The sequence below is a fragment of the Brevibacterium album DSM 18261 genome, from assembly GCF_000426445.1.
Classification (GTDB): Bacteria; Actinomycetota; Actinomycetes; order Actinomycetales; family Brevibacteriaceae; genus Brevibacterium; species Brevibacterium album.
The window spans coordinates 83,267-97,934 of the sequence record NZ_AUFJ01000015.1; the positions used below are offsets into that span (position 1 = coordinate 83,267).

Below are 14,668 nucleotides of genomic sequence, written 5' to 3' on the forward strand. Positions count from 1 at the left end.
CGGACCCCCGGCCCGGCTCCGGCACGCGCCGGAGCCGGCCTCGGGAGCGGCCCCTCCTCACGACCCACCTCGAGCAGAGAGAGCACTTCCACGTGGCAGACGAGCAGAACCCCGTACCGGAGCAGGAACCCGCGGACGCGGAGATCACCGCGGACGCGGTGATCACGACCGACCGCATCGACCAGGTCGACCTCAACCAGGAGATGCAGCGCTCCTACCTCGACTACGCGATGAGCGTGATCGTGGGCCGCGCGCTGCCGGACGTGCGCGACGGCCTCAAGCCCGTGCACCGCCGGATCCTGTACGCGATGTACGACGGCGGCTACCGCCCCGATCGCAGCTTCTCCAAGTGCGCGCGCGTGGTGGGCGATGTCATGGGCCATTACCACCCGCACGGCGACTCCGCGATCTACGACGCCCTCGTCCGGCTCGTGCAGCAGTGGGTCATGCGGTATCCGCTCGTGGCCGGCCAGGGCAATTTCGGCTCGCCCGGCGACGACGGTGCGGCCGCTCCCCGCTACACCGAGTGCAAGATGGCGCCGATGGCCCTGGAGATGGTCCGGGACATCGAAGAGGAGACCGTCGACTTCCAGGACAACTACGACGGCCGCAATCAGGAGCCGGTGACCCTCCCGGCGCGCTTCCCGAACCTGCTGGTCAACGGCTCCTCGGGCATCGCGGTCGGCATGGCGACGAACATCCCGCCGCACAACCTGCGCGAGGTCGCCGCCGGCGCGCAGTGGCTGCTCTCCCACCCCGAGGCCACCCACGAGGAGGCGCTCGAGGCGATCCTCGGCCTCGTCAAGGGGCCCGACTTCCCCGGCGGCGCCACCGTGCTGGGCCGCAAGGGCATCGAGGAGGCGTACCGGACCGGGCGCGGCTCCATCACCCAGCGGGCCGTCGTGGAGGTCGAGGAGATCCACGGCCGGACCTGCCTCGTCGTCACCGAGCTGCCGTACATGGTCAACCCGGACACGCTCGCGGCGAAGATCGCGAGCTATGTGCGCGACGGCAAGGTCGCGGGCATCGCCGACCTCCGCGACGAGTCCTCAGGCCGCACGGGTCAGCGCCTCGTGATCGTGCTCAAGCGCGATGCGGTGGCGAAGGTGGTGCTCAACAACCTCTACAAGCACACCCAGCTGCAGGAGAACTTCTCCGCGAACATGCTCGCGCTCGTGGACAACGTGCCGCGCACCCTGTCCATCGACGCGTTCCTGCGCCTGTGGGTCAAGCACCAGATCGACGTGATCGTGCGGCGCACCCGCTTCCGCCTGCGCAAGGCCGAGGAGCGGGCGCACATCCTGCGCGGCTACCTCAAGGCGCTGAGCGCGCTCGACGCCGTCATCGCGCTCATCCGCCGCTCCCCCAACTCGGACGAGGCCCGCACGGGCCTCATGGAGCTGCTCGACGTGGACGAGGTCCAGGCGAATGCGATCCTCGACCTGCAGCTGCGCAGGCTCGCGGCGCTCGAACGCCTCAAGATCGAGGAGGAGGCTGCTCGGATCGAGGAGCAGATCAAGGACTACAAGGACATCCTCGACCGGCCCGAGCGGCAGCGCGAGATCGTCTCCACGGAGCTGGACGAGGTCGTCGACCGCTACGGCGACGACCGCCGCACGCGGATCCTCGCCGGGTTCGACGGCGATGTGAGCATGGAGGACCTCATCCCCGAGGAGGAGGTCGTCGTGACGATCACCCGCGGGGGCTACGTCAAGCGCACGCAGTCCGCGCTCTACCGTGCACAGCACCGCGGCGGGAAGGGCATCAAGGGGGCCCAGCTGCGCGGGGACGACGTCGTCGAGCAGTTCTTCGTCACCTCCACCCACAACTGGCTGCTGTTCTTCACGAACACAGGGCGGGTCTACCGGGCGAAGGCCTATGAGCTGCCGGAGGGTTCGCGCGACTCGAAGGGACAGCACGTCGCGAACCTCCTGGCGCTGCAGCCGGACGAGACGATCGCCCAGGTGCTCTCGATCCGCGACTACGACGATGCCGAGTACCTCGCGCTCGCCACCACCTCCGGCATCGTGAAGAAGACGCGTCTGGCCGAGTACGACTCCAACCGCACCGGCGGCGTCATCGCGGTCAACCTGCGGGAGAACGGCGAGGGCCGGGTGGACGAGCTCGTCTCCGCGCGGCTGGTGAACTCCGACGACCACCTGCTCCTCATCTCCCGCAAGGGCATGTCGATCCGCTTCTCCGCCGCGGACGAGGAGATCAGGGCCACCGGGCGCGCCACGAGCGGCGTGACCGGCATGCGGTTCCGCGAGGACGACGAGCTGCTCACGATGGACACCGTCACCCCAGGCACCTACGTGTTCGTGATGACGGAGGGCGGCTACGCCAAGCGCACGCCCATCGAGGAGTATCGCCTGCAGGGCCGCGGCGGCATGGGCATCAAGGTCGCGAAGGTCACGGAGGAGCGCGGGGACCTCGTGGGCGGCCTCATCGTCTCGGACGGCGAGGAGGTGTTGGTGGTCATGGAGCGCGGTAAGGTGGTCCGGTCGAGCATTGACGAAGTCCCCGCCAAGGGGCGCAACACCATGGGCGTAGTCTTCGCGAAGCCCGGCAAGAAGGACCGCATCATCGCTGTGACGCGGGGTCCGGAGGAAGCTGTGGAAGCCGAGGCTGAGGATGCACCGGCGACCGAGGCGGAGGTCGAGGCCGCAGAGTCGCGGGCGGCGGCGGAGGCGGAAGCGCCGGTGGCGGAGCCGGATGTCGAGACCGAAGGTGAAGAGCAGCAGTGAGTGAAAACGAGCAGAAGCCCGGGAAGATCCTGAGAACGTCCAGCGGGCGCACCCGTCTCACCGCGAGCGGGGGCTCCGATGCCGAGGAGCCGGGCGCTCCGGAGGCCGGCGCTCCCGAGGCTCCCGCCGCCGAGCAGGCGGTCCCCGCCGTGCCCGAGGCCGCTCCCCCACAGGCGGGGCCGGGCCAGGGTGCTGCGGGTCAGGGCTCTGCGGGTGCGAGCCCGGCCGGTCCGAGCTCCGGTGCCGGTGAGGGGCCTGCCGCGGGCGGGTCCGGTCCTGTCGGTTCCGGACCTGCGAGCGCTCCCGAGGTGCCCGGTGCGGGCTCCTCCGGTCAGGGCGTCTCCGGCTCCGGCCCCGCGACCAAGGTCAGCTCCGCGTCCAAGGGCATGCGGCTCACGGCCTCGGGCGGTGAGACGCAGGTGCAGCCGGCCGTGGACTCCTCGCAGTTCGGTTCGGGTCCCGCGGCGCCTGCTGCGCCGAAGACGGGCTCCGGCGGCGGTCAGCAGGCGGCCGCTTCCGAGAGGATGCTGCCCGGCGGGGTGAAGGCCTCCTCCGGCGGCGTGAAGATGAAGGGCAGGTCCTCGAAGAAGGGCCCGCGGACGGTCCGCCTGACCGCGGCGAACATCGATCCGTGGTCGGTCATGAAGATGTCCTTCCTGCTCTCGCTGGCGATCGCCATCGCGATGCTGGTGGCGACGCTCGTGCTGTGGCTGGTGCTCCAGGCCACCGGCGTGATCGGCACGGTCGAGACGACGATGGAGGAGATCGCCGGGGCCGAGAGCGCCGAATCCCTCGTGGGCCTCATCAGTCTGGGCCGCGTCATGGCGACGGCGTTCGTGCTGGCCCTCGTGAACATCGTCCTCATGACCGCGCTCTCGACGCTGTTCGCGTTCCTCTACAACATCGGCGCCTCGATCGTGGGCGGCTTCCACCTCACCCTCACGGACGAATAGGACCGCACCGGCGCCTCGCCGCTGTGCGCTTACGCTGAGCCCCCGCTGCCGCCGGCGGGGGCTCAGCGCCGTCCGGCGGCCGCTTCGGGAGGGGGATCGCAGTCCGCGGGCCGTCTCGGCTGAGTGTGCCGCACATTACGTTCGCGCGGTTTGGCAACGGCAGAGGACGTCGGTATAGTTGTCTCTCGGTTCGGCATGAACCAAGGGGCCTATAGCTCAGGCGGTTAGAGCGCTTCGCTGATAACGAAGAGGTCAGAGGTTCAAGTCCTCTTAGGCCCACGCATCCTGCCGATGGGAGTGCCGTGAAGAAGTGGATGGCTCTGCTGGGAGCTGCGACGGTTGCACTGGGGGTTCTCGGTGTTGCACGGAGCAGGAATCGGGAGAGGCAGAAGCAGTGGTCACGGCTCACCGACCCGGTGTAGCATGGATGTCACTTCCGGGGGTATGGCGCAATTGGTAGCGCATCTGCTTTGCAAGCAGAGGGTTAGGGGTTCGAGTCCCCTTACCTCCACTCGAGTGTTTTGAGACAGCAACTCGTGAAGAAGGCCCCTCACCTGCGGGAACGCGGTGAGGGGCCTTCTTCTCCTCCTGGTGGGCCGGGATCGGCGTCGGGCTCAGCTGGGACGGTGGTCGAGCATGGCCTCGTCGAACAGCCGGTCCGCGATCGGCTGGAAATCGACGTCGCCAGGGGTGTACCACTCGTCGATGTCGGCGAATCCGCCGCCGTCCTCGTAGCCCAGCTCCTCGGCGATCCCCGTCCACTTGTCCACGGCCGTCTGCACGCGGTCCTGCACCCCGGTGCCGATGACTCCGGACTCCTCGACCCCGGCGATGAGCTCGGCATTGGTCTCACCGATCCGCGCATCCGAGCCCGGGTCCATCTCCGTGAGCTCTCCCCCGTTCTCGTTGAGCATCGCCACGCCCGCCGCATTGCCGTCCACGATCACCTTGGTGCTCGTGGCGAAACCGCTCGCCGAGGAGTCGAAGATGATCTGCTGGTACGCCAGCGGCAGCTCCTGATAGCCGCGGCCTGCGACATTGGCGCCGGCCGAGCGGCCGGACAGACTGTTCTCACCGGTGGTGTGAGTGACGTTCTGCGCCACCTCGAACAGGCCGGACTCCTCGGAGGGCAGCAGCTGGGCGAACGTGCAGTCGACGGTGCCGCGCTGCAGCGCTTCGAAGACCTCCACGTACTCCATGGAGACGGGGGATCCGCCCAGGTTCTGGACCTGGGTCTGGTGCGCCACACTCGCCACTCGGATCTGGCGGCCCTGCCAGTCGTCCGGCGCCGTGCCGGAGTCCGTGCAGATCGAGTGGTAGGTGCCCGTGCTGATCATGGGCATGAGTGGGGAGAGGCCCTTCTCCTCGTACTCCGCGAGCAGCTCCTCGGAGCCCCAGGCCAGGTCCACCACCGCCGCATTGCCGATCAGCTCGCCCAGCAGCAGCGAGTTCGGCATGCCGCCGTTGGCCGTCGCCAGGGCGTCGAATGCGGGGTATTCGGCGGGTTTGTAGATGGGCAGCGAATAGGAGACGTCCACGCGGCCGTCCGCCAGCGCGTCGTCGATCTCCGCATAGCCGGCGATCGCCTGGCCCCAGACCACGTCCACCGTGAGCTTCCCGCCGGAGCGCTCCTCGATGTACTCCTTGAAGGCGTTGGCCGACTGGGCGGACACGGATTCGGGGGACTGTGCCCCGGCCTGGTAGGTGATCGTCGCCGGCTCGAGGTCCGCGAGCACCGCGTCGACCTCCTCCTGGGAGGCGCCGTACTCGAAGCCCTCCCCTCCCCCGCCGTCGCTCTCGCCTGCGGAGCCTGCGCAGGCGCTCGCCGTGAGAACCACGGCGGCGGTCATGGCGAGCACCGGACCGGTCCGGGCGAATCCTCGCGTGTGTGTCATTCGTCCTCCTCTGTGAGGGCTGAGCGACCGCTCCCCCGCGGATGCCGCTCGGGGAACGCGATGCACGTCGCTGTGCATACTCAGCAGACTACTGACAGATCGTCAGCGAGACCAGAGTTGAGGGCGAACTCGATTTTCTGCCTGCGCCCCGTCTGCGCAGGAAACCGGGGAGGGCACAGGTGTGACGCAGAAAGCACGGAGCCCGTGCCGGGGGGAGTGCTGGCAGGTGTCTGTCAGCACGTCCCCCGCGGCACGGGCTCCGCGGACCTGAGGGCATCGACCGGGATCGCGGTGATCCCGGCCTCAGCCCTCACCGGCGTCCGCGGACCGCTCAGTGGTGCAGGTCGAAGCGGTCGGCCTCGCTCACCTGCGCCCAGGCGGCGACGAAATCGCGCACGAACTTCTCGCGAGCGTCATCGGAGGCGTAGACCTCGGCCAGTGCGCGCAGCTCCGAGTTCGAGGCGAACACGAGGTCGGCACGGGTGCCGGTCCACTTCTCCTCGCCGGTGGAGGCGTCGCGGCACTGGAACAGCGTCGAGTCCTCGTTGGCGGGGACCCAGTCGTTGCCCAGCTCCAGCAGGTTGACGAAGAAGTCGTTGCTGAGGACGCCGGGACGGTCCGTGAGCACACCGTGCGCGGCGTCCTGGTAGTTCGCGCCCAGCACCCGCAGACCGCCGACGAGCGCGGTCATCTGCGGCGCGGTGAGCTCCAGCAGCTCCGCCCGGTCCACGAGGAGGTGTTCGGCGGGCACGTCCAGGCCTGCGCGCTGGTAGCTGCGGAAGCCGTCGGCCTCGGGCTCCAGGAAGCCCATCGAGTGGACGTCCGTCTGCTCCTGCGAGGCGTCCACGCGGCCCGGGGTGAAGGGGACCTCCACCCGGATGCCGGCCTCGGCGGCGGCCTGCTCCACCGCGGCGTTGCCCGCGAGCACGATGAGATCGGCCAGCGACACGTGAGTGGGGGCGTTCTGCTCGTTGAACTCGGCCTGGATCGCCTCGAGCCTGTCGAGGACGACCGCCAGCTGCGAGGGCTCGTTGACCTCCCAGCTGCGCTGGGGCTCGAGGCGGATGCGGGCGCCGTTGGCGCCACCGCGCTTATCGGTGCCGCGGAAGCTCGAGGCCGAGGCCCATGCCGTCTTCACCAGCTGCGAGACCGTGAGACCGGAGTCGAGGACGGCCTGCTTGAGCGCGGCTACATCGGCAGTGCCGATGAGCTCGCCCTCGCGCGCCGGCAGCGGATCCTGCCAGGAGAAGTCCTGTGCCGGAACCTCGGGGCCCACATAGCGGGCCTTGGGGCCGAGGTCGCGGTGGGTGAGCTTGAACCAGGCGCGGGCGAAGGCATCGCTGAATGCCTTGTGGTCGTCCTTGAAGCGGCGGGCGATCTTCTCGTACGCCGGATCCACGCGCAGCGAGATGTCCGTCGTGAGCATGCGGGGCTCGCGGCGTCCGGCCGAGTGCGCCATCGGCACCATGTCCGCGCCGCCGTTGTCCTTGGGCCGCCAGTGCCAGTGGCCGCCCTCGCCCTTGACCGGCTCCCACTCGTAGGCGAAGAGGATGTGGAAGAACTCGTTGTCCCAGCGGGTGGGGTGGTAGGTCCAGGTGACCTCGATGCCCGAGGTGATCTGATCGTCGCCCTTGCCGGAGCCGTTGTGGTTCTTCCAGCCCAGGCCCTGCTGCTCGATGGGAGCGCCCTCGGGCTCGAGCCCCACGTTCTCCTCGTTGTCGGGAGCCGCGCCGTGGGTCTTGCCGAAGGTGTGACCGCCGGCGATGAGCGCGAGGGTCTCCTCGTCGTCCATGCTCATGCGGGCGAAGGTCTCGCGGATGTCGTGGGCGGCAGCGGCCGGATCGGGGTTGCCCTCGGGCCCCTCCGGGTTGACGTAGATGAGGCCCATCGTGGTCGCACCGAAGGGCTTCTGCAGCTCGCGCGTGGTCTGGTTGGTCCCGCTGTAGCGGGCGTCCGTGCCCAGCCAGTCGGCCTCCGCGCCCCAGAAGACCTCCTCGGGCTCCCAGACGTCCTCGCGTCCGCCGCCGAAGCCGAGGGTCTCGAAGCCCATCGACTCGAGCGCGACGTTGCCGGCGAGGATCATGAGGTCGGCCCAGGAGAGGCTCTGGCCGTACTTCTTCTTGACGGGCCAGAGCACGCGGCGGGCCTTGTCGAGATTCGCATTGTCCGGCCAGCTGTTGAGCGGGGCGAACCGCTGCTGACCGGTGCCGCCGCCGCCGCGGCCGTCCATGGCGCGGTAGGTGCCGGCCGAGTGCCAGGCCATGCGGATGATGAGGGGACCGTAGTTGCCGAAGTCGGCGGGCCACCAGTCCTGCGAGGTGGTGAGCACCTCCTCGATGTCCTTCTTCACCTGCACGAGGTCGAGGCTGTCGAAGGCCTGCGCGTAGTCGAAGTCCGCATCCGTGGGGCGGATCTCCTGCGGGTTGTGGGCGAGGACGCGCAGGTTGAGCCGCTTGGGCCACCACTGCTGGTTGGCGGTGCCCTCCGTGGGGCGGACGAGACGGCGGCCTTCTGCACCGCTCTGCTCGGCCTGGGCGGCCTGCGGGGCCTGGCCGTGCTGGGGTGCCTGTCCGCCCGTGTGGACGACGGGGCAGCCGGAGCTCTGGTCGGACATGGGTTCCTCCTTTAGGGGTTTGGTCTGCTGAGGGGGAATCATGGGGCCTGCGGAGCAGGCCGGGGCCAAGGCGCAGCTCAGGACAGAGCGGGCTCGGCGCGGCGTGAGTCGCTGTGGTTCGCCCGACCCTCCGGACTGGGATCGCTGACGTGCTCCGCGTCCGCGCAGGCATGGCAGACGGCGCGGAACACGACGTCCGCGGAGAGCACCGTGTGCATGCCGTGGGGCTCGGCGGGCGTGAGGCAGGGCGCGTGCCCGACGGCGCATTCGACGTCCTCGATCCGCCCGCACACCACGCACTGCATGTGGTGGTGGTTGTCCGCGGTGCGCGTCTCGTAGCGCGCGCCGCCGGAACCGGGCAGGTCGATGCGGCGGAGGACGCCGCGGGCGCTGAGGTCGTTCACGACGTTGTGCACCGACTGCATGGAGACCGAGGGGAGGTCGTCGCAGATGCCGGAGTGCACCTCGGCGGCGGTGCTGTGGGGGTGATCCTGCAGGAACTGCAGGGCCGCGATGCGGCCAGGGGTGGCCCGCAGACCCACCTCTCTCACCTGTTCGGCCCAGTTCGCCGGCGACTCGGCATGCATAGTGCAAGCATGTTCGCATATTTGAGTGATGTCAAACTGTGACCGGAATGCGAACGGCCGTGGGGGAGGGGTGTGCGAAGCGAGGACAAGCACGGGGCGCGGCTCACAGGGAACGCACAGAATGAGCCGCCGGGAACTCCCAGGGTGCTCCGTCCTACTGTGACGGCATGCCGATGCTGAGGATCGAGATCGAAGCCGCCGATCGGATCGAGGCGAAGCGCGTGCAGGCGCTCTACCAGCGCGGGGAGCGTCTCGTGAAGCTCGACGAGGAAGCCGAGGCGGAGGCCTGGAGGCGGGGCCGCACCCCCGTGGGGCGGCCGGTCTTCGTGGGTCTGACGAACGGCGTGCCGCTCCTCTACCGCTTCGACGTCCCCGTGGAGACGGCAGTGCGGTGACCGCCACCCTGCCCCCGCCATCCCCCGCCATCCGGCGCTGAGTGAGCGGTTTCGGTCGGATCGAGAACCTGAATCCGACAGAAACCGCTCACCCGATGGGGAGGGGGTGGTGGGCACGGGGTGGTGGGGCAGGGGCGCTCAGCCCCGCAGCTGCTCGCGCGGGATCTCCGTCGCGGCGGCGCTGAACTCGCGGAAGGCGCCGCGGTAGGCGGCGGCCGGGTGGGTGTCCGGCAGGCGGTCCTGCCCGGTGAGCGCACCGCGGAGGGTGGCCGGCGCCTCGGCGGCGGAGTCCTTCTCCTCCGGGGTCCGGGCCAGCCCGCGCCTGCGCAGCTCCGGCAGCACGTGCTCGATGAACTCGCGGTAGCTGCCCGGCAGCGTCGAGTTCATGACGTTGATCCCGTCGATGCCGGCCTCCTGCCAGGCTGCGAGTTCGTCCGCGATCTGCTCCGGCGTGCCCACCACCCGTGTGGCGCGGGCGCGGAAGCGGGCCATGTCCCGCAGCGTCGTGTTCCCGTTCGGGGCCATCTTGCGCAGCTCGGCCAGGTGTCCCTGAGCGCCCTCCGTGCTGAGCTCCCCGATGGGCGTGTCCAGCGGCAGGTAGCCCAGGTCCACGCCCATGCTGCCGCCGGTGTGCGCGATGAGCGCATCGTCGTCGATCGAGGCGTCGAGGTCCGCGGCCAGTGCCAGCGCCTCGGCCTCCGTGGAGCCGATGACGAAGGAGAGGCCCTGGATGAACTTCACGTCCTCCGGCGCGCGTCCGTGCTCCACGGCACGGCGGCGGATGTCCGCGGCGTGCTCGGCGGCGATGTCCCGGCGCGGGGCCATGGAGAACGTCGCCTCGGCGTGCCTGGCCGCGACATCGCGGCCCCGCGGGGAGGACCCGGCCTGGAACAGGAACGGCGTGCGCTGCGGCGAGGGGGAGGAGAGGTGCGGGCCCTCCACCGAGTAGTTCGCGGAGGTGTGGTGGATCTTCGCGACCTTCTCCGGGTCTGCGTGCAGACCCACACCCCTGGAGTGCTCCGCCGTCTTGTCCGCGAGCAGAGCCCCGTCCTCCCAGGAGCCCTCCCACAGCTTGTAGGAGAGGTCGAGGTACTCCTCGGCCAGGTCGTAGCGGTCGCCGTGCGCGGCCAGGCCCGCCCCGCCGTAGTTGCGGTGGGCGTTGTCGAGGGCGGAGGTGACGACGTTCCAGCCCACGCGGCCGCCGGAGAGGTGGTCGAGGGTGGACAGCTGCCGGGCGAACGTGAAGGGGTGCGCCTGGATGACCGCCGAGGTCAGGGCCAGGCCGATCCGATCCGTCACCGCCGCCAGCGCGGAGAGGAGCACGAGGGGGTCGTTCGAGGGGATCTGCAGGCCGCGGCGCAGGTGCGAGGCCCAGCCGCCCTCGTGGTCGCCATAGACGCCCACCACATCCGCGAAGAACGCGAGGTCGAACCCGGCCGCCTCGAGGTCCTGCACGAGATCGGTCCACAGCCGCAGCTCGTTGAACCGGTGCTGCTGGGCCTCCTCCCTGCGCCAGGCACCGCCGATGATGTGGCTGGTCGTGTTCATGAGGAAGGCCGAGAGGATGAGGGGGCGTGCGGTCATGAGGTGTACTCCTCCCATTCCTGCTGCGCGGTGTCCACGGTGATCGCGTCCACGTAGTCCAGCGCGCCGTCGAGGTAGTCCGCGTACCACTGCTCGACCTCGGGGGACTGGTAGGCCTCCTGCAGCGCGCGGGTCTTCTCCGAATCGAGGTTCTCCGGCGTGACTGCGAGGACGTTGGTGTAGGGCACGCGGGTCTCCTCGTCCTCCTCGAGGATGAGCGCGGTCTCCTCCACGCTGTGCCCGGCTTCCGCGACCAGGCGCGAGAAGGCGAGACCGGCGTCGACATCGGGCAGGGTCTGCGCGGTGGACTGCTGGTCGATCTCGACGAACTGGAAATCGCGCGGATTGTCCGTGATGTCCGCCTGCGAGAGCTCGGTGACGGGCACGGATTCGTCGATCTCCAGGGCTCCGGCCTCGGCCAGCAGCTTGAGCCCGCGGCCGTTGTTGGCGGTGTCCACGGGCAGCGAGATGGTCGCACCGTCGGGCAGGTCCTCGATGCTGTCATGGCGCAGGGAGAAGATGCCGCTGGGCGCGTAGTAGACGGAGAACGCGGGCACCACGTCCGTGCCGTTGTCCTGGTTGAACTGGTGCAGGTAGGCCTGGTGCTGGAAGAAGTTGGCGTCGTACTCGCCCTGGCTCACCACCTGATTGGGCTGGACGATGTCCGTGACATAGGTCGTCTCGAGCGTCCAGCCCTCCTCGGCGAGCAGCTCCTTCGCGATCTCCGTGGGCTCCTGGTAGGGCGCGGACTCCGTGACGATGAGGCTGATGGTGTCGTCGTTCCCGGCGGCCTGGACCAGCCCGCAGCCGGTGAGCGACAGGGTGCTCAGGACGGCGACGGCGGCGAGCAGGCCGCCGCGCCGGGGGAGCGCGGGCGGGGCGGGGCGGGAATGGGACATGAGGTCTCTCCTGGGATCGGGACGGGAATGCTGTGCGAGGGGTGGGGCCGAGGCCGGCTCAGAGCCGCTTGTCCGTGAGCCTGACCAGCCGGTTCCCGCCCCACTGGACGAGCGTGACGAGCAGGACCATGAGGACCACGGCGGCGAGCATGACGGCGGTCTCATAGCGGTAGTAGCCGTAGCGGATCGCGAAGTCCCCGATCCCGCCCCCGCCCACGAGGCCCACCATCGCCGAGTACGAGATGAAGCTGACGGTCGTGATGGTGATCGAGCCGATGATGCCCGGACGCGCGTCCACGAGCAGGACGTTGCGGATGATCTGGCCCTGCGTGGCGCCCATCGCCCGTGAGGCCTCCACGGCACCGGTCCCCAGCTGCGAGATGTTCTGCTCCACGAGGCGTGCGAAGTACGGGATGGCGTTGATCGTGAGCGGCACGATCGCGGCGGCCGTGCCCACCGTGGTGCCCACGATGAAGCGGGTGATCGGGATGATCGCGATGAGCAGGATGAGGAAGGGGAAGGAGCGGAGCATGTTCACGAGGCCGCTCACCACCGCATGTGCCCTGGGCGAGGGGGAGATGCCGCCGGGCGCGTGCGTGAACAGCCAGATGCCCAGGGGAGTGCCCAGCAGGACGGCGAGCGGGATCGCCACGCCGATCATGAGGAAGGTCTCGCCGAGGGCCAGGAGCAGCTCGCCGCGGAGTTCGAGGATGCGGTCCATCAGAGCGCTCCCCCTGTGACTGCCGGCTCCTGGGTGCGGGACTCGTGGGCGCGGGGCCCGGGGGAGGGGACCTCGGCCGGTGCCGGGGCCTCGGAGCGCGCGCTCGCCGAGGCGGGCTCGGGATCCGCCGCCGGCGCTGGGACCGCGGCGACTGCCGGGGAGGCGGCTGCGGCCTCGGCGGTCTCCGTCCTGTTCCCTCGGTCGATCCGGATGCCGTCGCTGACCAGGTAGCGGCCGATCGCGGTGGTGGGGGTGAAGGACTCGTGGCGGAGTTCTGCGGCGGAGAAGGACTCGACCACCCGCCCGTCCTCCATCACCGCCACGTGGTCCGCGAGGGCCTTGACGACCTCCATCTCGTGCGTGACGACGACCACCGTGATGCCGAGTTCGCGGTTGATGTCGGCGAGGTACTGGAGCACGTTCGCGGTGGTGAACGGGTCGAGTGCGGAGGTGGGCTCATCGCACAGCAGGACATCGGGTCGTGTGGCGAGAGCGCGGGCGATCGCGACGCGCTGCTTCTGGCCGCCGGAGAGCTGCGCGGGATGGGAACCGGCCTTCTCGTCGAGGTCCACGATGGTGAGGGACTCCGCGGCACGCCGGCGGCGTTCGGCCCGGTCGCGGACGCCTGCGAACTTGAGCGAGAGCTCGACGTTCTGGCTCACCGTGAGATTGTTGACGAGGTTGAAGCCCTGGAAGATCATGCCGATCTGGTGGCGGGCCTTCCGCAGCTCCTCCTCGCTGAGCGAGGTCAGTTCGGTGCCGCCCACCCAGACCTCGCCGGAGGTGGGGCGCTCCAGAAGATTGATGTTGCGCAGCAGGGTGGATTTCCCGGCTCCGGAGAAGCCGATGATCCCCTGGATGCTGCCGCGCGGCACCTCCAGGCTCACATCGTCCACGGCGAGCACTGTGCTCCCGCCCCGGGTGGGAAAGCGGGTCGAGACACGGCGAAGGGAAATCATCACATCACTCCATCGGCTCTGGCGTTAGCACCGGTTCCGGTGGGTGCATGCGCTGCGCATGCTCCTGCGGCGGTTGCTGCGACGTCGACGAGCCAGATCTCTCAGTCGCTCTGGATGGCACTCCTACAGTGCACGATCCTGGGACCTGACGCCTCGCGAGCACATCGCCGGTGTCACGATTCGTCACGGTGGAGGCGGATTCTGCGAGGCGGAAGTGCCGCTCCTACACACTCGCAGGCAGCCGCCGAGGTGCCGCCGGCCGCCTCCGCCGCCGCCGCTGCGCTACGGTGAGGACACCCGCAGCGCCGCGGGAGGTCACGACGATGTGGCTGCACGGCAGGAGGTATCGCGATGGCAGAGGTGCAGACGGTCACGGGTCCGGTGGACAGTGCGGAACTGGGGAGGACGCTCGCGCACGAGCACGTCTTCGTCCTCGGTGAGGAATACCGGATCAACTACCAGGACGACTGGGACGAGGACGCGATGGTCGCCAAGGCGGTCGAAGACCTCGGCGAGCTGCAGGCGCTCGGCATCGACACGATCCTCGACCCCACCGTCATCGGCCTGGGCAGATACATCCCCCGCATCCAGCGGATCGCCGAGCAGGTGGACCTCACGATCGTCGCGGCGACGGGCCTCTACACCTACAACGAGGTCCCCTTCCAGTTCCACTACTCGGGCCCCGGACTCCTCTTCGACCAGCCCGAGCCGCTCACGGAGCTCTTCGTCCGCGATCTCACGGAGGGGATCGCCGACACCGGCGTCCGCGCGGCCTTCCTCAAGTGCGCCATCGAGCAGCAGGGCCTCACCCCCGGGGTGGAACGCGTCATGCGGGCCGTGGCCCAGGCACACGTGCGCACCGGGGCGCCCATCACCGTCCACACGAACCCCCATACACGCTCGGGCCTCGTGGCGCAGCAGGTGCTGCGGGAGGAGGGCGCGGACCTCACGAAGGTGGTGATCGGCCATTCCGGCGACTCCACGGACCTCGACTACCTCAAGGAGCTCGCGGATGCGGGCTCCCTGCTGGGGATGGACAGGTTCGGCCTCAATGTGCTCCTGCCGTTCGAGGAGCGCGTGGACACGGTCGCGAAGCTCGCCGAGGCCGGCTATGCGGAGTCCATGGTCCTCGCCCACGACGCCTCCTGCTTCATCGACTGGTTCGACCCGGAGGCGAAGGAGCAGGTCTCCCCGCAGTGGAACTTCCGCCACATCAGTGAGGACGTGCTGCCTGCGCTCCGGCAGAGGGGCGTCACGGACGAGCAGATCGAGACGATGCTGGTGCACAACATCCGGCGGTACTTCGAATGAGGG

Annotated in this window: 11 protein-coding genes, 2 tRNA genes and 1 riboswitch; of the genes, 6 read left to right on the forward strand and 7 right to left on the reverse strand. The window is 69.4% G+C overall.

All coding sequences use genetic code 11. The annotated features are described in order from the left end of the window. The first annotated feature begins 92 nt into the window (after positions 1–92). The 4 genes from gyrA to K318_RS0112660 all read left to right on the forward strand — a co-directional run bounded on the left by gyrA (position 93) and on the right by K318_RS0112660 (position 4,211). Entirely contained in the window at positions 93–2,747 is a 2,655-nt protein-coding gene (gene gyrA / locus K318_RS0112645; RefSeq protein ID WP_029089748.1) for a DNA gyrase subunit A, read from the forward strand. Beyond that, a complete protein-coding gene (locus K318_RS25625; RefSeq protein ID WP_245579901.1) occupies positions 2,744–3,700 on the forward strand; it encodes a DUF3566 domain-containing protein in 957 nt (318 codons plus the stop codon). The genes gyrA and K318_RS25625 overlap by 4 nt, the downstream gene beginning before the upstream one ends. Before the next feature lie 205 nt (positions 3,701–3,905). Further along, positions 3,906–3,979 (forward strand) — tRNA-Ile (locus K318_RS0112655). 159 nt (positions 3,980–4,138) lie between these two features. Continuing rightward, positions 4,139–4,211, forward strand: a tRNA-Ala gene (locus K318_RS0112660). Positions 4,212–4,314: 103 nt separating this feature from the next. Here the strand turns inward: K318_RS0112660 and dctP are convergent. The 3 genes from dctP to K318_RS21730 all read right to left on the reverse strand — a co-directional run bounded on the left by dctP (position 4,315) and on the right by K318_RS21730 (position 8,796). Beyond that, a complete protein-coding gene (gene dctP, locus K318_RS0112665) occupies positions 4,315–5,595 on the reverse strand; it encodes a TRAP transporter substrate-binding protein DctP (protein WP_029089750.1) in 1,281 nt (426 codons plus the stop codon). Positions 5,596–5,926: 331 nt separating this feature from the next. After that, positions 5,927–8,251: a catalase/peroxidase HPI gene (katG, locus tag K318_RS0112670; protein WP_425393451.1), complete on the reverse strand. Its 2,325-nt coding sequence runs from the start codon at positions 8,249–8,251 to the stop codon at positions 5,927–5,929. Between the two features lie 35 nt (positions 8,252–8,286). Continuing rightward, complete coding sequence (locus K318_RS21730) at positions 8,287–8,796, reverse strand: Fur family transcriptional regulator (protein WP_051297972.1); 510 nt, start codon at positions 8,794–8,796, stop codon at positions 8,287–8,289. A gap of 167 nt (positions 8,797–8,963) precedes the next feature. Here K318_RS21730 and K318_RS0112680 point away from each other — a divergent pair, with 167 nt between their 5' ends. Then, on the forward strand, positions 8,964–9,191 hold the full coding sequence (locus tag K318_RS0112680) for a hypothetical protein (RefSeq protein ID WP_029089752.1): 228 nt from the start codon (positions 8,964–8,966) through the stop codon (positions 9,189–9,191). A 138-nt stretch (positions 9,192–9,329) separates the two neighbouring features. Here the strand turns inward: K318_RS0112680 and K318_RS0112685 are convergent, their stop codons facing one another. The 4 genes from K318_RS0112685 to K318_RS21735 are packed head-to-tail and all read right to left on the reverse strand — an operon-like array spanning position 9,330 to position 13,354. Further along, a complete protein-coding gene (locus K318_RS0112685; protein WP_029089753.1) occupies positions 9,330–10,775 on the reverse strand; it encodes an NtaA/DmoA family FMN-dependent monooxygenase in 1,446 nt (481 codons plus the stop codon). Continuing rightward, on the reverse strand, positions 10,772–11,674 hold the full coding sequence (locus K318_RS0112690) for a MetQ/NlpA family ABC transporter substrate-binding protein (RefSeq protein ID WP_029089754.1): 903 nt from the start codon (positions 11,672–11,674) through the stop codon (positions 10,772–10,774). The genes K318_RS0112685 and K318_RS0112690 overlap by 4 nt, the downstream gene beginning before the upstream one ends. 58 nt (positions 11,675–11,732) lie before the next feature. Beyond that, positions 11,733–12,395, reverse strand: coding sequence for a methionine ABC transporter permease (locus K318_RS0112695; RefSeq protein WP_084500169.1), 663 nt, complete (start codon positions 12,393–12,395; stop codon positions 11,733–11,735). After that, positions 12,395–13,354, reverse strand: a complete 960-nt coding sequence (locus K318_RS21735; protein ID WP_084500170.1) for a methionine ABC transporter ATP-binding protein — start codon at positions 13,352–13,354, stop codon at positions 12,395–12,397. Before K318_RS21735 ends, K318_RS0112695 begins: the two co-directional genes overlap by 1 nt. Positions 13,355–13,360: 6 nt before the next feature. Next, positions 13,361–13,475: riboswitch (SAM riboswitch) on the reverse strand. Between the two features lie 230 nt (positions 13,476–13,705). Between K318_RS21735 and K318_RS0112705 the strand changes: the two genes are divergently transcribed. Next, positions 13,706–14,665, forward strand: coding sequence for a phosphotriesterase family protein (locus K318_RS0112705; RefSeq protein ID WP_029089756.1), 960 nt, complete (start codon positions 13,706–13,708; stop codon positions 14,663–14,665). Positions 14,666–14,668: the final 3 nt, after the last annotated feature.